Genomic DNA, 21401 nt, shown 5'->3' with positions numbered 1-21401 from the left:
TTACTCCTTACCCTTTAAGCTTTCGCCAGACCAAAAGAGAGATTGTTGGGTTTATCCGAAAAGTATTGCCATGCCTCTTCACTAGGGATGCAACTGCACCCGCCGTTCGCCGTAACGCAATAGTCTTTCTATAGTTACAAGCCGATTTTCCCAAACTTTGACTTGATAGGAATTCGACTTAATTTCTTGGCTCATCAATACTCGAAATTGAGACTGGAATCGAGTTAGAGAGGCTTTTGCCACCAGTAAATTACCAGGAGAAGGGGAAGCAGCAAGCTGATTTAAAGCACTGCGTAAAACTTCTGCCTGGTTGTTAAAATCTGATATTGTCTGGGCAGGTCTTTCTGGTGGGTCATTTTGGAAAACAAACTTCCATTCCCGTTGCAGCGCGGTGTAACGGATGGCGGCAGTTTGAAAAGGTTGCCGATGGGGAATCGGTTCACTTCTCTTGGATTGAACTCTGCCTTGGGTACTAATAAAAAGTTTTTGTAGATCGTTATTAAAATTCTCTGCGGCAAAGAGTGCGTAACCACTGACTGGCAAGTCTCTTACTAACTGGAGTTGATCGAACGTCCCGATTGTTGGTAAAGAAAGTAAGCGAATTCCTGGCACTAACAATGTAGCTCCCAATTGTTTAGAGGCGATCCAGGGTTGGGCTAGTCGTTGAAAGCGAGAAGTATCTAGAGCATAAGTCATGGGAACGATTAAATCCACATCTCCCCGCCTTGCCCAAGTTTCCCAGTTTTGTTGAATTTTCTGAATCCGCTCTTGTTCTGGCAAAGGGAATACTGCAACCGACAAAATCAAATTCGGTCGTTTTTGTCGCAACTGCTCTGATACTTTGGCAACAAAGCTATCAACTTGCTCAGTACGAAATGTTGTCCACTTTTGCCATAGTTCTAGTTGGCTAGGAGAAATATTTATCGGATCTACACCGCTAAGTTGCTGAAACTGCGCTCTTGCAGCTTTACCATAGCCATAAATTCGACCTGCTGATGGGTCTTGAAAGGGGTAGCGAATGTAGTCTAGTTGTAGACCATCCACATCATAACGAGTAACGATTTCCTCGTACAGCTTGAGTAAGTATTGCCGCACTTCGGGGTTGGCTGGGTCAAAGAATGGCTTAGTCTGACCAACGGGAATCATGTTGCCAAGATTATCGTAGTTTGCCCAATCGGGATGAGCCGCCAGCACTGGCCCTGGATAATTTGGACTAACGTTGATAATCTCATTGTGCCGTTGATTGCCAGCAGCAAAAGTCCAAACCCAAGCGTGTAATTCCATGTCGCGCTCATGGGCTAATTTCACTGCATCTTTCAGTGGGTCCCACCCACGAATTAAGGGGTTTTGCTCTTTTGCAACTTGGCTGGGATAAATGGTATAGCCTGCATTAACAGTTTCAAAGAAGACAGTATTAATCCCAGTTTGGGCCAAGCGATCAAAAATTTGGACTAGTCCCGCCTTGCTACCAGCACGAACAATCGTCCCTCTATCTAACCAAACTGCCCGAATTTCTGGTTGAGCCAACCTCCGATCAACTGGGAACTGCTGCCACAAAATTGTCTTTGCTGCCAGCCACTGCTGACGAGCTAGAGCATAGTTTTTTTGGGCAATCAATTGGGGTAAGTTTTTGGCAATTACCCTGACTTGTGCCAAGGCTTGTTCTTTGCTTGTGGCTAGCCCCCCCAATTTAGTTGAGGCTAATTGTATTGGCTGCTCCTTGACAGATTGGACGGTGTAGGTTTCCAGATGCCTAGAGGACTGTTTTCCCTCAGATATGCCAAGGCCTTCCTTAACCGCATCGGCTGACACCGCTAAATGAGCGCTTTCCACCCGGCCAATGAGATTTTCTAGCTCTTGCTGGAGAGCGATCGCTTGATTGTTATCAATCGGCTCATTGGAGTTGGGTGCAACATCTAGACGCACCGCCTGTTCTAGCTGATCAATGGCCTCTTGCGAACTTGGTGGTTTAACTATAGGAAGCGCTCTCGGTATGGGAGCAGTAGCAGTTTTAGGAGGAGGAAATGAGGGAGATGAGGGAGATGAACTACTCCTCTGTCCCTCTGCCCCTCTGCTCCCCTGCTCCCCTGCCCCCTGCTCCCCTGCCCCCTGCTCCCTTGGTGCAGCCGCTACTGTTGTAGAGCAGTTTGGCGAGCCTCCTGCTATTTTTTTCATCCGATTCGATGGTGGTAGCGCTGTCAAATAATGATTGATAGAAGCTTTTAACCAGGCATTATCTAACTCCGCGGCTGAGGCCGTATCTGTTCCCCAGCGCCAGCCAAAAAAGGTAGTACGCTCAGTTGTCACTACTGCGGCTGGATTATCTTTGGAATTCCAAACAGCAGGAGATTCAGTGCCCATATCATTAGGAATCACAACGCCGCCGCGGATTTTGCCAAAGAGTTCAGTTTGATTTGCCCATTCTGGAATCTTAGTTTTTGTGGGCTTGATCTGTTCTATTTCACTAAGGCTGAATCCCCAATAACCTCCCAAGAGCGATCGCAATAACTGCCGTACTCCTGGCGATGACAAACTACCTACGGGGCCACTAGCAATCAAGCGCCCTCCCTTACTCATCCATTCTTCAAGAGCGATCGCTTGGGTTGGTGTTAATGTCTCGACGTTTGGCAAAAATAATACCCGGCGATCGCCCCAATCTGCACCACTCTTGACATCTGTTAGGGGAATTACACAATATTTCACCCCGATTGTCTGCAAGCGGTCAGTTATCCCTGTCCATTGATTCGCATTTTCTTGGCTATGCACTACGCTCAATACAGGTTCTTCAGTCGCTGCCGTGACTGGCAAAATACTAAAACTATTTAAAATTAAAAAGTTAAAACTTAAAATGAAGAATCCGGCTTTCTTTATGTGAGAATTTGCCTTTTCATGAAACTCTTTCCGATTCTTCACTACTGGCTCCTCAGTGGATTAATTATTAGGCATTACTTCTTATTTATCATCTAGCATAACAATAAATTACCTCCGAAAAACAACTGATCTTTGATAACTAAACCTGAACAAAATTGGAAACGCATGTTTTGATTAAATCTTCAACTCCTGCTAGTGGGAAAATTCTTGTATTTAGTCTGCCAGCTAATTCCTCAATACTCATATCATCTAAAAAAACTAATTCCCCATTTTTTAACATGACATTGGGTAGCAAGATCCCATCACCTAAATCTTGCTTTTCTAAATTTAAAAGTAAATCATGACCAGTTAGTAATCCAGTTACACTGATATTTTGTCCCCAATAATCACTACATAAAGCACGCATATTGACCTCTAAACCCTCAACACAATTTAAGCGTTTCAAAATTGGTTGAAATGCTTTTTCTACGGCGTTGCCCACTACCCAGGTCAATTTTCTTTGAGGATATACTTTTGGCGGGAGTAATTCTGCTGCAACGGTGGCAAATTGCTTGATAAATAGTTGAATCGAACCAACTCCGTTATCAATTTGGGGATATTCTTCATATTCAGACTCGCTGGGTAATTCTTCACCTGCAATCAAAAACCACTCATCGGCTAACCAAACAACGCTAGAACCAAATTGTTGGCGAAATTGCCGTGAGAGCATTTGCACTTGAGAAATCACTTCTTGAGCTTTTTCTCTAGTTACAGGGATAAGTTCATCCTCTGGAGGCCGAAACCGTGTCAACCCAACTGGCACAACTGCCACCGATGCCACCGCCGGGACTTCACCAGTATGAAAAGACGTTAAATCTTTGAGAGTTTGTTCCAGATGTTTGCCATCATTTATACCAGGACAAACAACAACTTGAGCATGAATTTGTAGTCGCCTTTTTTGAAACCACTTCAGTTGTTGCAAGATTTGTCCCGCACGCTGATTTTTTAGCAGCCTAATTCTCACATCAGCTTCTGTAGCATGAACAGAAACGTACAACGGAGACAAGCGCATTTGCTCAATTCGCTGCCATTCTCTTTCTGGCAAATTGGTCAGGGTAAGATAAGAACCGTATAAAAAGCTCAGACGATAATCATCGTCTTTTAAGTACAAACTGGTGCGCTTACCTGGTGGCTGTTGATCGATAAAGCAAAATGGACAGCGATTATTGCACTGAATTAAGCCATCAAATAGGGCAGTTTCAAATTCTAGCCCCAAGTCTTGATCGTAATCTTTTTCGATTTCCAGGGTATGAGTTTTACCAGTAGCATCTAAAACTTCTAGTTCTAAAACTTCATCCGCACACAAAAACTGATAATCAATTAAATCGCGGGGACGCGTACCATTGATTGCAACGATCGCATCCCCAGCCTCAAAGCCAATCTCCTCGGCTATTGAGTCTGGTAGAACCTTGGTAATTCGGGCAGGATTAATATTCATGGGAATTGGGAATTGGGAATTGGGAATTGGGCATCGGGCATTAGTCATTTACTTTGGACTAATGACTAATGACCAATGACTAATGACAAATGACTATTATTTAATTATCCTTTCCAACCTGCTGCGATCGCAGCTAAAATGGCGCTACCGAATGCTAATCTATACCAAACAAAAACCAAAGTGTTTTTGGTTTGCAAGTATTTGATCAAAAATGCAATTGATAGGTAGGAAAAAATAAAGGTTGAAATAATCCCCACAATTAACAATCCCACAATGTTATCTGGTAACTGTTGGGCTTGAAATAATTTGAAGATTTTCAAACTTTTATACAGTGTAGCAATCGTAAGAGTTGGAAACCCTAACAAAAATGAGAATTTCGCTGCTGTATCGCGTTCTAATCCTAAAAATAAGGCAGTCGTCAATGTTGAGCCAGAACGAGATACACCCGGAATTAAAGCAAGTGTTTGTCCCAATCCAACTAAAATACCATCCCGAATTTGCAGTGAATCAAAACCTCGCTTGCGAGTACCAATTTTTTCTGCCAAAGCTAGTAAAAGTGCCATGATGATTGACATGATGGCAATAATTAATGCACTCTCTGGTAAAATGTCTTTCAAAAGAAAGCCGAAAATTAAGGCAGGCAATGTTCCGACTAAAATACCAACTAGAATTTTCCACTCCTCACGTTGCCAATCTTTCTCTTTGAATGCTTCGATTCCACCTTTGATAATACTAGAAATCAGCGACCAGAAATACCCTACAATAGCGATAACACTGCCAAATTGAATGGCATCAACAAAATCTTTAGAACCTAGTTCTTTCCAACCAAATACTTTGGTAAAAATCAGGAGATGTGCAGTACTGCTAATAGGTAAAAACTCTGTAATACCTTGAACAATACCCAAAATAAAAGCTTGAATAAACTCCATAGCAATTAATACCTTTTTCCTGTTCTAGACATGATTATGAACATTGTCTAGATGATGATGTTGCTTTATATACTCTCTACTGCACCTAATATCTTATAGAAAATTCGATTTTACCGATCAATAACATCATCTAAGACGCTGACCATGTTCTTACACCCACCTGAATAAGTCAACGAAATTTTCCCAGTTCATCAAACTTTAATATTTAGCGGACTGATGCCGTCATGGGGCAGGGATCAGGGGGACAAGGAAGAGGGGGGAGACAAGGGAGAATTATTGAATAAGTCTCCCTTGTCCCCCTTGTCTCCCCCAGCTCCCCCACTTTTTCATTAGTCTCTACCCGCACTCCGGGAAATGTCTGTATAATTACAATGCCCCAGGGGGGGATTTTAAAATGTGATATCTTAAATAAGATAAAGTTTAGTAACAAATATTAAAAACTTTGATTAATAATACACTGTCCTCCTACACTGCTTCTACACCTTCTATTGATACTGAGTTGGATTTGGCTGATACTGGGCAGAATGGCATCAGGCAATTGGAATCTGCACTCTCCTTTTCTCCCTCTTTGCCCTTATCTATTTCTGCCCGACAAAATTGGTTAGTGTTTGCGGCGGCGGTGTTTTTGGTATCAGTGCCAGTATTTGTTGAAGCGCCAATAGTGCGATCGCTACCAACTCTCAGTTTAGCGCTGACAGCATTTTGGGTGTGGCTAAGTTTTACCTTAATGTCACGTCCTGCAACTTATGTCTGGGGCGATTTGCTCTTAGGATTTAGCTGGAGTTGGTTAGCAGGGGCGATTTATTGGGGCTGGTTACGTTGGGAACCTGTATGGCATCTGCCAGTAGAATCTATAGGTTTACCGTTTGCTTGCTGGTGTCTAGCGAAAAGTTGGGGCAAGGTTGGTAGCTGGTTTTATTTAGGATCTTTACTCGGTACAGTTTTAACAGACGTATATTTTTATCTAACAGACTTGATGCCTTATTGGAGGCAAATTATGAGAGTGGATGCAGATTTAGCACCACAAATCTTACAAAATGCCCTGATGCAAGTACAAACACCTTGGGGACAAACTTGGGCCATAACTCTCGCCTTAGTGCTGTTAACACTGGGGATTTTAGCTTTAGGTGGGAAGCAAAAACACTGGTATGCCTTTGGTGGCGCAGTTTTAAGCACAATTTTAGTAGACAGCCTATTTTTGTTAGCTGCGATCGCAGCGTGAATAAATCAGGCATGATTCACAAAATTGCAATGATCCTCTAGGCTTCTCTTAGCAAAACTTTTTCCAGTCAGTCTATGGCACATCAAGAATGATGCTGTCAATAATTAATTAGTTAAGAAATATTACATAACAGTCCATCAGCCTCAAGTCTTCTTGCTAGTTTATTCGGTATTAGACATCAGACGGCTTCGTTTCTACTTGGAAGCTAAAATCAGCCACCCCGAAAAGATTTCGTCTCGTTGCGAATGCTACCGGGATCATTGATAGAAGCCTATTACAGCTATAGAGACACTCTGATCACGAGAAAAATTTTTGCTAAAACCCCAGTCAAACCCAGTAACGGTAAATATTGTGGATATTAATACGCTGTATATTAGTTTCTGATGACTGCTGTGTTAATTAAGCTATCAAGTTTTGTCTTTTGTCCTTTGATCCTTGGCACTCTCACGTAGACGCATTAGCGGCTTACCGCAGAGTATGACCAATGACTAATGACTAATGACTAACAACCACTGTTAGCTTCAAACTTTTATTTCTGTTTGATGGAAAGAGGTAGAAAATCGTGAAAGGATTGGCGCGTTTATTAACAGTGTTTAGTTTGTTACTTGGTTGCTGGGGATGGTTGGGAACAACTCAGATAGCCCAAGCTGCTAGTTTCAACAGTTTTGCTCTTCCTCAAGTGCCAATTCTGGCAATTGAGCGGCAGAATCGGGCAGATAAGAAGCTAGGAACGGAATTTGGTAAAAAAATTGATTTGAATAATACCAACGTCCGAGCTTTTCAACAGTATCCAGGTCTTTATCCCACCTTGGCTAAGAAAATCATCACAAATGCTCCCTACAAAAATGTAGAGGATGTATTGGATCTTCCAGGATTGAGCGATCGCCAAAAAGCAACTCTGCAAGCCAACTTAGATAAGTTTACCGTGACAGAACTAGAGCCTGCCTTCAACGAAGGAGACGATCGCTTTAACAACGGTATCTACAGATAAGTTGCAGTTGTAGCCAATAGCACCCCACCCCTGATTCAAGGGAGTGGGATTATTCTATTAGAGATGAGGTGGGACAAGGGAGACAAGGCAGACAAGGGAAACAAGGGAGACAAGGGAGACAAGGGAGACAAGCTGACAAAGTAAAATTTTTTCCTTGTCTCCCCCTGCTTCCCCTGCCCCACCTGCTTCCCCTGCCCCCCTGCTTCCCCTTCCCCCTGCCCCTTCCCCCTGCCCCCCTGCTTCCCCTTCCCCCTGCCCCCTCCCCCTCCCCCATTACCTTGCCTCAGATAGATATTCCTAGCCAATTTGATGTCTTAGTAGTCGGCGCTGGTGCTGCTGGACTATACACAGCATTGCGTCTACCAGAGTCCTTGCGAGTCGGCTTGATTACCAAAGAAACTGTTGCTTTGTCCGCTAGTGATTGGGCACAAGGTGGTATAGCCGCAGCCGTTTCCCCGGAAGATTCTCCCACGCTACACATTGAAGATACAATCCGGGCAGGTGCAGGTTTGTGCGATCGCACTGCTGTAGAATTTCTCGCCCAACTTGCCCCTAAATGCATTCAATCCCTAGTTGACTTGGGGGTTGCTTTTGACCGTCATGGTCAAACCTTGGCTTTAACTCTAGAAGCTGCCCATTCTCGCAACCGTGTTCTCCACGCTGCGGACACTACAGGTAGGGAAGTTACAACCACTCTCACCGCCCAAGTATTACGTCGCCCGAATATTCAAGTCATTCAGCAAGCTTTGGCTTTGAGTTTGTGGATGGAACCTGAAAGCAATCGCTGTCAGGGAATAAGCCTGTTTTATCAAGGTGAAATCACATGGATTAAAGCGGGTGCTGTGATCTTGGCAACTGGTGGCGGCGGTCAGGTATTTGCCCAAACCACTAACCCAGCTGTGAGTACTGGTGATGGGGTAGCGATCGCATATCGGGCTGGGGCTATACTCCGCGATTTGGAATTTGTGCAATTTCACCCCACTGCCCTGACTAAACCTGGTGCCGATCGCTTTCTTATTAGCGAAGCTGTACGTGGCGAGGGGGCACACCTTGTTGATAATGAAGGGCGGCGTTTTGCCTTTGACTACCACCCGGCGGGTGAACTTGCACCGAGAGATATAGTAAGCAGAGCCATTTTCAGCCATTTACAACGTACTGCCGTTGATTTGGCAACTGCCCATGTGTGGTTGGATATGCGCCCCATCCCTGCCGACAAGATTCGTCACCGCTTTCCCAACATCATCAAAGTTTGTCAGCATTGGGGAATTGATGTTTTCCATGAACCAATCCCTGTAGCGCCTGCTGCCCATTATTGGATGGGTGGGATTGTCGCGGATCTGATGAATCGCACGAATATTAAGAGTTTGTACGCGGTGGGTGAAACTGCTAGTACCGGGGTGCATGGGGCAAATCGCCTTGCCAGTAATTCCCTACTGGAATGTATTGTTTTTGGGGCCCAGATGAGCCAAATAGAGTTGGAAAATATTGGGTTGCCGTCAGAAACACCAGTGTTGCCATCACGGAAATTTAGTATTGATCCTAGTGAGTGGCACATCCAGCAAGCACAACTAGAAGCACTCAGAGAGAAGTTACCACGTCTAGTTTGGGAAAGTGCTGGTATTTGTCGGGAGCAATCAAAGTTGGAAACTGCGATCGCGACTGTTGAATCTTGGCAGCAAGATTTCGCTGCTTTGCCTTTAAGTCAATTCTTGCTTGCTTTACACCCAACAGAATCAGCTAGTTTTGAGTTCCCAGATGTTGAACGACAATTGCGGCTTTGGGCAGAAACCCGCAATTTATTAGATGTGGCTGATTTAATTCTCAAAAGTGCTGCTTTTAGAACCGAGAGCCGAGGCGGACACTTCCGTTTAGACTATCCTCAACCAGACCCCAATTGGCAAGTTCACACACTTGTCCAAAGAAATCATTGGTGGAAATCTCCAATATTATCTTGAACATTCTTCTGTTCCGCATTCCTCATCTAAACCTCGTTTACCTTGAGAACCGTAGTTTTGTCGGTTGGGTGCAGCGATCGCGTAACCCAACATAAATAAGGTGGTAATGTTGGGTTGCGTTTCACTCCACCCAACCTACATAAATATATCTTTTAAAAAACTCTAGGTTTCAGCATAGATGAGGTTTATGTAATTATGGGCCGAGTTAGGGACAGCCCTGTTCTAGTAATTTTTTTAATAAACTACCCTTGCTATCTCCCAAAGGAAAAAGACTTGCTAACCCTGTCGGCGGAACTTCAGCCCGACAATCTAAAATCAAAAATGGACATCAGCGAGTGCCGCTACCATGCTGACTGTCAGGGCCACCATAATTTGGTGGTATATATGTGTCTTTTAAATTTGGAGAATTGACTTTGCGGGCAATTAAAGTATTGCTGCTAGTAGTAACAACAGTATTAGCACTTGCAGTACCGAATAGGCTCGTGGAAGCGGCAATTTTCGGTACTAGTACGTAAGCACTTATACAGAGTATCATAATCTTTGTGAATCGGAAGTTAGTTTTCATAGGTTGCAGTAAATTTACTAATTTTTCATTTAAAACGTATTTTTATTAACTCACGTATATTTACTGATATTTTTGAAAAAATATTTGAACTTTATTAAATTATTCCCAATACTTTACAAGTACTTGTGGTGTTTACTTGTACGACAACCTTGATTTGCTGGTATTAAATAGTTCTTATACTTAAGTAATATTCTTAATTAGCCATTTTTACATCAGTCTAAAGTTAGATATGTTGATGGATTACTATAAGCGTTTTGCTTAATTCACTATTTATTAATAATATCTTAATACTTTTAAGTATTAACACTATGTTCGCCGAATCAAGATTTCAAAAGATATAAAAAAATACTTATTTTCTTGTATAGTTATGTTTTGACTATAGTAAAGATATATAAAGATAAAATAACGTAATTGTTATATTATAAGGATTTTGAAAACTATGGAACTATAAAATACGGTTAGAATACCGTATAGTATAGGTATATTTTTGTTTGTAAAAATAATTACACAAAATTTATAAAAAAATTATTTTTATAATTAATTCTGATGATGAATTCCTTTTTCACTTATCTTCTTAGTTTTAATTATCAGTCCCAAAAGCCTTGCTAAGTCTCTATCTTGACTAAAAAGCTACCTCTAGTTATATACAAAATGCTTTTTCAAAATAGTGGCTTGCACATATTTAAAGTCCACAGTCCTAATTGAACGGTAAAATTTTTTACTATAGCGAGAAAAATATGGAGACTTAACTCTTAACTAATTAAGCAAACTCGTAGCGATTTTTACCCAGGTGCTTGGCACGATACATTGCTGCATCTGCTTGTTTGATCAAATTTTCACTATCTTGACTGTTGTATGGATAGACACTTATGCCAATACTGGCAGAGATTCGGATTGCATAGCCATCTAAAACAATTGGCTTGGTAATACTGCTTAAGATTTTTTCGGCGACTTTAGCAGCTATCTGGACATTAGGAATTGCCCGCAAAATTATAGTAAATTCATCGCCACCCAAACGAGAAACTGTATCACTAGCGCGTAAAGAGTTGCTGAGTCTTCCAGCGATAGTCATTAGCAAGCGATCGCCAGTCTCGTGCCCCAGAGTATCATTAACTTGCTTAAAGCCATCTAAATCAATAAACAACAGTCCCAGCAACAGGTTATTGTGTTGCGCCCAATGTAATGACTCGTAAAGTTGTTCGGCAAAAAATTTGCGATTGGATAAACCGGTGAGGGGATCGTGATACGCCAAATAACGCAAGTGATCTTCTTTGAGTTTTAATTCATTGTTAGATTGGAATAGTTCAGCAGCAGTGCGCTTCAGCTGCTCCTCCATCAGCTTGCGCTGAGTAATATCTCGGATGACCCCAACTAAAAAGAAATTGCCAGCTGAGTCTTTGTGGAGCGATCGCTTAGTGGCAATTTGATGAGTCTGTCCATCTGCATTTGTAAATTCTTCTTCATGTTCCTGGGGCTTTTCAGTTCGGAACACAAGATCATCCTGTTGTCGAAACACATCAGCTTCATGTTTAGGGAAAAAGTCATAGTCTGACTTCTCAATTAACAACTTATTTGGATAACCGATAAATCGACAATAGGCTTCATTTAAAACAATCCACTGGTGTTGTTCATTTTTTACAAAAATTGGATCGGGAATCGTGTTGATTACGTGATGCAAAAATTCTTTAGAACGTTTCCACTCTTCCTGGATATGGGCAATATGACTGATCATCCAAATAGCTGAACTGCCAAAGCTAAACAATGAGGGAAGGAGCGGTATCCACAAACCGTATAAAAAAGCAAAGTATGTAGTCAGTGTCAATACAAAGCAAGAAACTAGGATACAAAGCAGACTTCTAGTAGCGTGTCGTATCCGCCATGTCGTCACGGCTCCCAGATAAGACCAGATAAAAATCCACAAGTATTCCATCAAGTCAGACCAGAATTTTAATAATGGTCGTCCATCAAGAGCAGCAGATATTAACTCACTAATAAAATAAGCTTGCAGTTGAATCCCAGGTACGGGCTTTGCCGTACCCATTAGACTGCTGGAGTAGGGAATAAATACAAAATCCTGAAGACTAGGTGCGGTGGAGCCAATCAGTATAATCCGATCTTTGATTAAGTTTTCTTGGACTTTATCTGCCAGTACATCTTTTATCGATACCTGACGAAAATTACAAATTTCTCTAGATGAACTTTGACATTTAGGTTTGGGAAAATTGGTCAGAATTTGGTATCCTCTATCATCAGCCCTCACATAAGCACCATCATTAGCCTCGAAACGAGTAAATGATGCCTTGCCCAATTGCAAATACTCAGGGTTGCTTTTTGCTTTGGTAGGGGTAATTCCCTTTGGCTTTAAATACAATAAAGCCAACTTCAGGGCAAAACTTTCGTGTAACTGCTCATCAACGTGCCAATACAACAAACTGCGACGTACTTTACCATCCAGATCGTACAGCACATTATTAAAGCCAACTTGATCCTTATTCAGTCCCTGTGGAGGTAAAACACTAAAGTTTTTGTTTTTGTCATTTGCCAATAGTTCAATACCAATTAAATTGGGCATTGACTTATAAGTATTACGCAGTTCTTGATTACCAGGCTCTACTGGCAAATTTCTGTAGAGGTCTAAGCCAATAGCACGGGGTTTGTGGACATTTAATTTTTGCAACAACAGTGCAATCTTCGCATCTGAAATCGGCCATGAACGTATTTCGTTCAAATAGGCTTCATCAATCACTACGATTGTAATACGCTCTTCCGGCGGTTCATTTGGACGTAAGCGAAACAATTGATCCAAAGCTGCAAACTCCAAAGATTGCAATAATCCAATGGAGTGCAACAGCACGACGCAGACTGCAACGCTGACGGCAGTAATCAATTCTCTGTGTCCTCGACTAAGCGATTGTTTTAGTCCAAAGATTAACTTTACAAAACGCTTGCCTAGCTGCTGGTTCATTCCCATTACCTAGTAGGGAGAAATATTCTCTATTTCCTATAGCTATTAACTATCGGACTAACATATTTTAAGGGAGAGCTAAATAGAGTTTCTAAGAGTTTTTTCAACTCAGCAAGTTTCTTCAAGACATTCTGGCATTTGTGAATGTAATAACATATATTAAGGCTGATTTTATGACCAAACGGCAACTGGGAGTTTTGTGGCTATCAGCACAGATTAATAAATCTGTTGAAAGGGAGTTTCAGTGAATTTAACACCCAAATCCTTGGCTGGCAAAGCTTATTCAATTCAAATTGCACATTTGTAATGATTAAGTAGGGCTTGCTGAAAATTGTGGTAACTTTTAACTTCTAACAGACACACCTTTAGGTTTGGTGCTGACATGATTACATCCCAAGTAGCCCCCAAGTGCTGTAAAAAAATTAAAGTATACATCAAATTAAAGTAAATATACTTGATTAATTTCCTTAAACTTTCAAATATTTTCGGATAAAAGCCGCAGGAAAACTGGTAATTGGCTATTGGACAAGACCTATTATCTATTACCAAAAACAAAACAGCCAACTGGAAACAGACTTTGCTGTATTCATCCAGTTGACTATTACTCGGCGCTATAGCGGGGCGTTTCTTCTATTCTGAGTGACAAAAAGCACTCTGTAATTACGGGAAACTCCACGTAGGTAAACCTTAAGTAAAACAAGTGGCGTGGCAGTCTTTTAACTCAGCATTATTTTATGGGATGTGAGCTACAGCTTACCACTAGCTTGATCTAGCCTTCTTGAAGACAATTACTTGAAATACTTAAAGTTGCGAGGCCCTGTGTAACCAGAAACTTTTGCTAGTTCATTTAAGTTTTGGACTCCGCTATAACTTTGACCATTGATGATCCAAGTGGGGAAGCCTTCAATTTTTGCGGCTTTACACAGTTCTGTTTGAGCTTTAAGCCCATCGGGAGCGCACTCTACCTTAACATCTTTGTTAATTATTTCCTCGGCTTCTTTACCAAAAAGCTGCTTTTGTTCATGGCAGTGAGGACACCAGTAAGCGCTGTATTCCTTTGCGCCTACCTTTGCTAGATGGCTTGCTAAGGCTATTTCTGCCTCGCCAGAAGTGGTGGTAACTTCCCAACCAAACGCTGGGTTAGGGTCTCCTTTGGAATTAAAGGTAATTTTTGTGGGTTGTCCTGGAGTTTCAGGTGTAACATCTGATTTATTCACGCCAGCATAAACGCCTAAAGTGCCAATCAGCGTTACCATACCCACAATTAGGGCGGTAAAGAAGATTTGTCCAATATCCTCCCAAGTACGACCCATAATTGTTAGTACTAAAAGACTCACAGAAAACAAAGCTGAACCAATACAGTAAGGACAAACAGCTTTAATTTGAGATGTCAGCACATACATTAAGTAGCCGCTAAAGACAGACATAGCGATCGCACCCACCAGCAGCAGCCACCACGTCAAATTTTCCAATTGTTTGCGGCTATTGTTTTCCCCTGAGTTAAATACCAAGGGAGCTAAAGCCAATATCACCATACTGATATATGCTAAAAGCCCAAACAAAGCTAACGGCTGACCAAAAATTGTTGCCCAAGGACTGGAAAGCACATCATTACAACCCTTAGCACCAGCCTCTGCCACACAAGCTGCACTGCCTCCTGTTAACTTTTCTATGGTGAGATAACCTGTGATCAGGGCACCACATCCAGCGATCGCGGCAATCAATGGCCGTGACCATTTATGAATCCAAGGAGTAGAACGACGGCGAATCATAAATATTGGGGAATGGGGAATGGAAAATAGAGAATGGGGAATGGGGAATGGCGAATAATAATTGTTTGCTTGCTCTCCCCACTCCCTAAGAATGTAATTTCACTTGTTCTGCTGATTTGCTTTCACCTTTGGAGTTCCAACTGCGACGCGCGGCTTCGACAAATTGACTGACGCGAATTGGGTCAATTGGTTGCTCAATACGTCCGTGACGTTTCAGGGAACTGGAAACTATTACACCGTCTGCTGCCTGCATCAATGTATCAATATTTTCCCAATTTGCCCCACTACCAATGAACACTGGCGTGCCAGCTGCTGCATCACAAGCTAGTTCCAAATCTTCTAAGTTAGGTGGACTACCAGTAGCCCAGCCTGACAAAATCACCCCGTCTGCTAAACCCCTTTCAATGGTGTCTTTCACGGCGACTGTGAGATTTGGAGAACTCAAAGGACGGGCGTGCTTCACCAAAACATCGGCCAGAATTTTAACATCGCAGCCTAACTCCCGTCGATAGCGGAGTAGGTGATGGGCTTCTCCTTCAATTAATCCCTGATCGGTTGCCATTACTCCCGTGAGAACGTTGACGCGGATGAATTGCGCCTGTACACAGCTAGCGATCGCCATTGCACTTTTGCCGTCGTTTCGCAAAACATTTAAGCCTATAGGCAAAGTCACCAAGTTTTGTATCCGTTGCACCACAATGGTCATGGCACTCACAACCACGGGATCGACTTGGCTTTTGGTAAAGGGTGCGTCGAAAAAATTCTCCACAATCAGACCGTCAACCCCTCCGCTTGCAAGGGCCGCAGCTTCTTGTTCAGCTCGGTCAATCACCGCTTTTAGGCTACCTCCCCAACGGGGCGAGGTAGGTAGTGGTAGCAGGTGAACCACGCCAATAATCGGTGAGCGAGTTTTAAATAATTGATATAAGTCCACGTCTTTAATCCGCCTCGCGGAGTCCAGAGTCTAGAATTTTTTGACTATTGATTATATGACCCTTGACTCTTGACTTTTCATTAACTAGTCAAATGTGTTTTATGATAGTCGGTTTATTGCCTCCTTCCTCAGATGGAAATTGGCGTGAAACCTCCCATAAGATATGTTAAGATAAAACCTGGCTACAAGAGGAGTTTGCCACTCACTAGACGCAAGGCAGCTTTCCGTGGTTTAGGCATCTTGTCCGCGAACAGTCGTAGGACTTGCCAATTGCCGGGGTAGCATTACTGCTTTATAGGCGTAGTCGCTTTCGTCGATTTCCCTGAGGGTAGCGACTTCTCACAACAAGCCCTTTGGGCGGCTTCCCGATGGGTAGATTAACAACGCACACGCTGTGGTAATGTAAAATACCAATAGCCGAATTGTTAAAAAAGATTACAAGTGTCAAAAGTACCCAAAGACACTTCAATTTACCCTGGGGAACAGATTGATAGGAATATCATAACATGACCTCTATTTTTATTTATTAATAGGGTTGTGAGTCCACGGACAGTTAAAAACAGTGGGAATTTGCCACTGTAGTGTTTTCATGAGGATGCTGATAGCAAAAAAGCGAAGTTAGCGCCGGAACGTTTGACAACAAGAAGAAAAAAATGAAGATATTTTCAAAATATGGGTGACAAGCCAACAATTGCCATTTCTCACCTGGGCTGCGAGAAAAATCGAATTGATACAGAACACATGCTGGGAATGCTCGTAGAAGCAGGCTACGGTGTAGATACAAATGAAGAGTTAGCAGATTACGTTATTGTTAATACTTGTAGTTTTATTGAAGCAGCCCGGCAAGAATCTGTCAGAACCTTGGTAGAACTGGCAGAGGCAAATAAAAAGATCGTAATCACTGGCTGCATGGCGCAACACTTTCAAGAACAACTTTTGGAGGAATTGCCCGAAGCAGTAGCCGTTGTCGGCACAGGCGATTATCACAAAATTGTTAATGTAATTGAGCGTGTTGAACTTGGCGAACGGGTTAAACAGGTTAGTATCGAACCAACCTACATTGCCGACGAAACTACACCGCGCTATCGCACTACAACCGAGGGCGTAGCTTACCTCCGGGTTGCCGAAGGTTGTGATTATCGTTGTGCATTTTGTATAATTCCTCATCTTCGAGGGAACCAGCGATCGCGTACTATTGAATCTATAGTCGCCGAAGCCGAGCAGTTAGTTAGTCAAGGGGTAAAGGAAATTATTCTAATTTCCCAAATCACCACTAATTACGGTTTGGATATTTACGGTAAGCCAAAATTAGCCGAATTACTTCGCGCTTTGGGGAAAGTAGATATACCGTGGATCAGAATGCATTACGCTTATCCCACGGGACTGACCCCAGATGTGATCGCGGCGATTCAAGAAACACCAAATGTCTTGCCTTATCTGGATTTGCCCTTGCAGCATTCTCATCCAGATATTCTCCGCGCCATGAACCGTCCTTGGCAAGGGCGGGTAAATGATGGGATTATAGATCGCATCAAAACGGCGCTACCAACAGCCGTACTGCGGACAACATTTATTGTTGGTTTCCCAGGAGAAACAGAAGAGCATTTTGAGCATCTACTTGAGTTCGTTCAACGGCATGAATTCGATCATGTTGGTGTCTTCACCTTTTCCTCTGAGGAAGGAACCCCAGCTTACAAGCTACCAAATCAGTTGGCCCAAGAAGTGATGGACGATCGCCGATACCAACTGATGGAACTCCAGCAACCGATTTCTCAAAAGAAAAATCAACAGGAAGTAGGCAAAATCGTCGATGTCCTGATTGAGCAAGAAAATCCTGAAAGTGGTGAATTAATAGGTCGTTCAGGTAGATTTTCCCCAGAGGTTGATGGCCTGGTGTATGTCAAAGGCCAGGCAAAGTTAGGAACCATCGTGCCAATAGCGATTCACCACGCTGATACATACGACCTCTATGGTCAAGTAGTCAATAACTAAATTGTCCTTTGTCTTTTGTCTTTTGTCCTTTGTTAAATGACCCTTACAGATTTACCCTTATTTTAAGGTCAACGCTGCATTAATGGCAGTTTTCATGAGGGTTTACCTGAAGTTCGCGGACTCTTTGGCATAGTCTCTCAAAGACTTGAGGCTTCGCTACCGCCCTTGGCTTACTAATAACTAATGACTAACGACTAATGACTAATGACTAATGACTAAATGGCTAATCCAAGAATCCTTACATAAAATTTAGGACGAATTAATGACTCTTTCATTCCAAGAATTAGGCATTTCCCAAGAACGTGTTGCACAACTAGAAAAAATCGGTTTTACCGAACCAACTAACATTCAAGTCCAAGCAATTCCCCAATTGCTGGGTGGTCGTGATGTAGTCGGTCAATCTCAAACTGGAACAGGCAAAACCGCAGCATTTTCACTGCCTATTTTAGAGCGGCTAGATATTAATCAAAAAGCCGTACAAGCCATAGTTTTAACACCAACTCGTGAATTAGCAATGCAGGTTCACGATGCGATCGCCCAATTCATTGGCGATGAAGGATTGCGGGTGTTAGCAATCTATGGTGGTCAATCAATTGACCGTCAAATGTTACAACTCAGACGTGGCGTTCACATGGTTGTGGGTACCCCAGGACGGGTGATCGATTTACTCGATCGTGGCTGTTTAAAGCTCGATCAAGTGAAGTGGTTTGTGTTGGATGAAGCTGATGAAATGTTGAGCATGGGCTTTATCGACGATGTGATAAAAATCCTCTCGCAAGCGCCCGTAGATCGCCAAACAGCTTTATTCTCGGCAACAATGCCACCATCGATTCGGATGTTGGTGAATAAGTTCTTGCGATCGCCTGCAACTGTCACCGTTGAGCAACCAAAAGCCGCTCCCAACAAGATTAATCAAGTAGCTTACCTGATCCCCCGCCACTGGACAAAAGCCAAAGCTTTACAGCCAATTCTGGAAATGGAAGATCCAGAAACAGCTTTAATCTTTGTTCGCACCAGACGTACAGCTGCCGAACTCACCAGTCAGTTACAAGGCGCTGGTCACAGTGTAGATGAATACCACGGTGACTTGTCACAACAGGCGCGGGAACGGTTATTAGTCAGATTCCGTAACCGTCAAGTCCGTTGGGTAGTAGCAACTGACATTGCAGCACGAGGGTTAGATGTCGATCAACTCTCCCATGTAATCAACTTCGACTTACCCGATAGCGTAGAAACCTACGTTCACCGTATTGGTCGTACTGGTCGTGCTGGTAAAGAAGGAACAGCAATTTCTTTAGTACAACCATTTGAGCGGCGGAAACAGCAAACATTTGAACGTCATAACCGCCAAAGTTGGCAAGTGCTGACGATTCCCACACGCGCCCAGATTGAAGCAAAACACATTCTAAAACTGCAAGAACAGGTGCGGGAAGCTTTGACAGGTGAGCGTTTGGCTTCATTCTTGCCAATTGTCAGCGAACTAATTGAAGAATACGATGCTCAAGCGATCGCCGCAGCAGCATTGCAAATTGCTTACGATCAAACTCGCCCCGCTTGGTTGAGTTCAGATGTGGAAATTCCCCAAGAGGAATCTTCTGCTCCCAAACCAAGACTCGGCAAGCGTCGTGACTCTTCCAGCGATCGCCCCCGTTCTGCATGGAAATCAGATAGTAACAATGGTGAAGAAAGACATTCTTCTCCCAAGCCAAAACTGCGGACAAGTGGGAATGAGTCTTCTGCATCCCCTAGTAAAAAGATAGGTTCACCTACAGCTAGAGAATCAGCTTCTTAGTCAACAGTTAGAAGTTAATCAATTTTGGATTTTAGAATTGTCGTGAGCGTTCAGTCGAACGATTTTAGATTTTTTCTTCAATCCAAAATCCAAATATAAAATTGGAGAGTTGAGAGTTAAGAGTCAAGATTTTGGCTTTGGCTCTTGACTTTTTGGCTTTTGGGTAATTTCTTCTACCTCTTTGTAGGAAGATAAATTTAAAGATGCGTTCTTCGTGGTCTTATGTTCACTATCCCAGACTTAGAGCAACTACAAGCAGAGCATCCAGAATGGCAGATGGAGCTGGTAGACGGAAATATAGTTGTTATGGGCCCATCAGATTATGAGTCAGAGGAAATAGGCGCTGAGTTAGCTAGATTACTGGGTAACTGGGTACGCCCACAGAGGCTAGGACGGGTAACTGGTTCTAGCGCTGGTTTCATTTTGCCTACATTAGAAACTGAAAACGGGAAAGAAGCTGATAACGAAAAACGAAATCTCCGCGCTGCCGATGTATCTTTTGTTCGTGCTGATAGACTTAAAACAAGCAAGCGCGACTTTGTGGAACTAGTACCTGACTTGATGGTAGAGATAAAATCTAAGTCAGACCGGATCAAACCACTGGTAGAAAAGATTCAGCTATTTCTACAACTTGGATGTACAGTTGGCATCCTGATTGATCCTGACAAATTGACGCTCACAGTTTATCGGCTCAACCAAGAACCAATAGTTTTGCAAGACAACGACAAACTTACACTACCAGACTTACTACCAGGTTGGGAGCTAGTAGTGTCAGAAATTTGGCCTCCTGTGTTTGAGTAGCTCAGAAATACTACAGCCAAGGACGACTAACTTGTTCTAACTCTCCAATTTCATCGTCGTTCAATCTCCAGCCCAAAGCACCAGCATTTTGCCGCACGTGTTCAGCTGTCTTCACCCCAGCAATGGGAATAACGTTCCCTTGAGCAATTAACCAGTTGAGAGCAACTTGAGCAGGAGTGCGATCGTATTTTTCCCCGAAATTGCGTAGCAAAGATATGACTGGGGCAATTTTTTGTAGACCTTCTTTCTTAAATCGCGGGTCTATTTTCCTGGCACCAGTGGGGGTTTCAGTACTATCAATGCTGTACTTTCCAGTGAGTAATCCCTGTGCTAAAGGACTATAAGCCAAGATAGTCACACCCAAATCACGCGCAGTTGTGATAATACCTTGGCTTTCAACTTGGCGACTGAGTAAAGAATAACGCACTTGGTTTACAGCCAAAGGCACTCCACGAGCCGCTAATATTTGATGTGCGTCTCGCATTTGCTCTGCTGAGTAATTACTTACACCGACTGCGGCAATTCTCCCTCGCTTCACTTCATCCGCTAAGGCATTCATCAAAGTTTCTTGACTTAAAAAGAAGGCAAAAGGCCAATGCACTTGATACAGGGCGATTCGCTCTAATTGCAAGCGTTTGAGGCTGGCTTTTAAAGTATCAGAGACGGATTGTCCTGTAAATCGCCACGGTAGGGGGCCAAATTTTGTGGCAATTTGTACAGATTGTTGTGTCTGTTGCAGAAATTGTCCTAAAAATTTCTCTGATAGTCCCATTCCGTAGACTTCGGCAGTATCAAAGAAGGTAATACCAGCTTCTAAGGCTGCGGTAAAAGCTTCTTGTAACTGTTCTGGGCCGTAGCGATCGCCATAATTCCAAAATAGTTTATCACCCCAAGCCCAAGTGCCGATGCACAAGGGTGTAACAACTGGGCCATTTTGCCCCAATGTGATATTTTCCACGGTTGCAAAATTTAATTTATTTACATTTCTTTACTTTTCTAGTGTATCGTTACAGCGCGATCGCCACCACTTGACTACAACTCGCATTGTGCGTAGGCGTAGCCCGTCGTAGACATCACGCCTTGCAGTAAAAATTTAAAATCTAAATCAAACTCGCATAAACAAGATCCCCGACTT

Annotated in this window: 14 protein-coding genes; 6 read left to right on the top strand and 8 right to left on the bottom strand. The window is 42.9% G+C overall.

Going from position 1 to position 21401, the window contains the following annotated elements:
* Positions 1–81: 81 nt before the first annotated feature.
* The 3 genes from ACFFRD_RS30130 to ACFFRD_RS30120 all read right to left on the bottom strand — a co-directional run bounded on the left by ACFFRD_RS30130 (position 82) and on the right by ACFFRD_RS30120 (position 5277).
* Complete coding sequence (locus tag ACFFRD_RS30130) at positions 82–2913, bottom strand: family 10 glycosylhydrolase (RefSeq protein ID WP_392479411.1); 2832 nt, start codon at positions 2911–2913, stop codon at positions 82–84.
* A gap of 97 nt (positions 2914–3010) precedes the next feature.
* Complete coding sequence (locus ACFFRD_RS30125; RefSeq protein ID WP_392479408.1) at positions 3011–4348, bottom strand: TIGR03279 family radical SAM protein; 1338 nt, start codon at positions 4346–4348, stop codon at positions 3011–3013.
* Positions 4349–4452: 104 nt separating this feature from the next.
* On the bottom strand, positions 4453–5277 hold the full coding sequence (locus tag ACFFRD_RS30120) for an undecaprenyl-diphosphate phosphatase (protein ID WP_114082736.1): 825 nt from the start codon (positions 5275–5277) through the stop codon (positions 4453–4455).
* Positions 5278–5719: 442 nt separating this feature from the next.
* Here ACFFRD_RS30120 and ACFFRD_RS30115 point away from each other — a divergent pair, with 442 nt between their 5' ends.
* The 3 genes from ACFFRD_RS30115 (at position 5720) to nadB (ending at position 9445) form a co-directional block, all read left to right on the top strand.
* Complete coding sequence (locus tag ACFFRD_RS30115) at positions 5720–6499, top strand: DUF3120 domain-containing protein (protein WP_392479406.1); 780 nt, start codon at positions 5720–5722, stop codon at positions 6497–6499.
* A 562-nt stretch (positions 6500–7061) separates the two neighbouring features.
* Complete coding sequence (gene psbU / locus ACFFRD_RS30110) at positions 7062–7490, top strand: photosystem II complex extrinsic protein PsbU (RefSeq protein ID WP_114082737.1); 429 nt, start codon at positions 7062–7064, stop codon at positions 7488–7490.
* A gap of 278 nt (positions 7491–7768) precedes the next feature.
* The gene (gene nadB, locus ACFFRD_RS30105) at positions 7769–9445 is read left to right on the top strand and encodes an L-aspartate oxidase (protein WP_179074474.1); all 1677 of its coding nucleotides are present in this window, start codon (positions 7769–7771) and stop codon (positions 9443–9445) included.
* Positions 9446–9773: 328 nt separating this feature from the next.
* Here the strand turns inward: nadB and ACFFRD_RS30100 are convergent, their stop codons facing one another.
* The 4 genes from ACFFRD_RS30100 to btpA form a co-directional block, all read right to left on the bottom strand.
* Positions 9774–9980: a hypothetical protein gene (locus ACFFRD_RS30100; protein ID WP_114082740.1), complete on the bottom strand. Its 207-nt coding sequence runs from the start codon at positions 9978–9980 to the stop codon at positions 9774–9776.
* A gap of 790 nt (positions 9981–10770) precedes the next feature.
* Complete coding sequence (locus ACFFRD_RS30095) at positions 10771–12975, bottom strand: CHASE2 domain-containing protein (protein WP_392479403.1); 2205 nt, start codon at positions 12973–12975, stop codon at positions 10771–10773.
* 788 nt (positions 12976–13763) lie between these two features.
* Positions 13764–14747, bottom strand: coding sequence for a vitamin K epoxide reductase family protein (locus ACFFRD_RS30090; RefSeq protein ID WP_114082742.1), 984 nt, complete (start codon positions 14745–14747; stop codon positions 13764–13766).
* Between the two features lie 85 nt (positions 14748–14832).
* The gene (btpA, locus tag ACFFRD_RS30085; RefSeq protein ID WP_392479401.1) at positions 14833–15681 is read right to left on the bottom strand and encodes a photosystem I biogenesis protein BtpA; all 849 of its coding nucleotides are present in this window, start codon (positions 15679–15681) and stop codon (positions 14833–14835) included.
* Positions 15682–16353: 672 nt separating this feature from the next.
* Between btpA and rimO the strand changes: the two genes are divergently transcribed.
* From rimO to ACFFRD_RS30070, 3 genes are all read left to right on the top strand, one after another.
* Entirely contained in the window at positions 16354–17673 is a 1320-nt protein-coding gene (gene rimO, locus ACFFRD_RS30080; RefSeq protein WP_190961925.1) for a 30S ribosomal protein S12 methylthiotransferase RimO, read from the top strand.
* A gap of 262 nt (positions 17674–17935) precedes the next feature.
* On the top strand, positions 17936–19465 hold the full coding sequence (locus ACFFRD_RS30075) for a DEAD/DEAH box helicase (protein WP_392479398.1): 1530 nt from the start codon (positions 17936–17938) through the stop codon (positions 19463–19465).
* A gap of 222 nt (positions 19466–19687) precedes the next feature.
* Complete coding sequence (locus ACFFRD_RS30070) at positions 19688–20266, top strand: Uma2 family endonuclease (RefSeq protein ID WP_190961924.1); 579 nt, start codon at positions 19688–19690, stop codon at positions 20264–20266.
* A gap of 10 nt (positions 20267–20276) precedes the next feature.
* Here ACFFRD_RS30070 and ACFFRD_RS30065 read toward each other — a convergent pair whose 3' ends face one another.
* Positions 20277–21224, bottom strand: a complete 948-nt coding sequence (locus ACFFRD_RS30065) for an aldo/keto reductase (RefSeq protein WP_392479396.1) — start codon at positions 21222–21224, stop codon at positions 20277–20279.
* Between the last annotated feature and the right edge of the window lie 177 nt (positions 21225–21401).

The sequence above is a fragment of the Nostoc sp. C110 genome (genome assembly GCF_043099725.1).
GTDB classification, from domain to species: domain Bacteria; phylum Cyanobacteriota; class Cyanobacteriia; order Cyanobacteriales; family Nostocaceae; genus Nostoc; species Nostoc muscorum_A.
The sequence above is the reverse complement of the archived record's forward strand: the minus strand, read 5'-3'. Positions and strand labels throughout refer to the sequence as shown.

Excerpts from the sequence above, each read along its gene's own strand:
- ACFFRD_RS30125 (WP_392479408.1), bottom strand. The coding sequence starts at position 4,348 with ATGAATATTAATCCTGCCCGAATTACCAAGGTTCTACCAGACTCAATA.
- rimO (WP_190961925.1), top strand. The coding sequence starts at position 16,354 with ATGGGTGACAAGCCAACAATTGCCATTTCTCACCTGGGCTGCGAGAAA.
- ACFFRD_RS30095 (WP_392479403.1), bottom strand. The coding sequence starts at position 12,975 with ATGAACCAGCAGCTAGGCAAGCGTTTTGTAAAGTTAATCTTTGGACTA.
- ACFFRD_RS30100 (WP_114082740.1), bottom strand. The coding sequence starts at position 9,980 with ATGATACTCTGTATAAGTGCTTACGTACTAGTACCGAAAATTGCCGCT.
- ACFFRD_RS30075 (WP_392479398.1), top strand. The coding sequence starts at position 17,936 with ATGACTCTTTCATTCCAAGAATTAGGCATTTCCCAAGAACGTGTTGCA.
- ACFFRD_RS30120 (WP_114082736.1), bottom strand. The coding sequence starts at position 5,277 with ATGGAGTTTATTCAAGCTTTTATTTTGGGTATTGTTCAAGGTATTACA.
- ACFFRD_RS30070 (WP_190961924.1), top strand. The coding sequence starts at position 19,688 with ATGTTCACTATCCCAGACTTAGAGCAACTACAAGCAGAGCATCCAGAA.
- ACFFRD_RS30090 (WP_114082742.1), bottom strand. The coding sequence starts at position 14,747 with ATGATTCGCCGTCGTTCTACTCCTTGGATTCATAAATGGTCACGGCCA.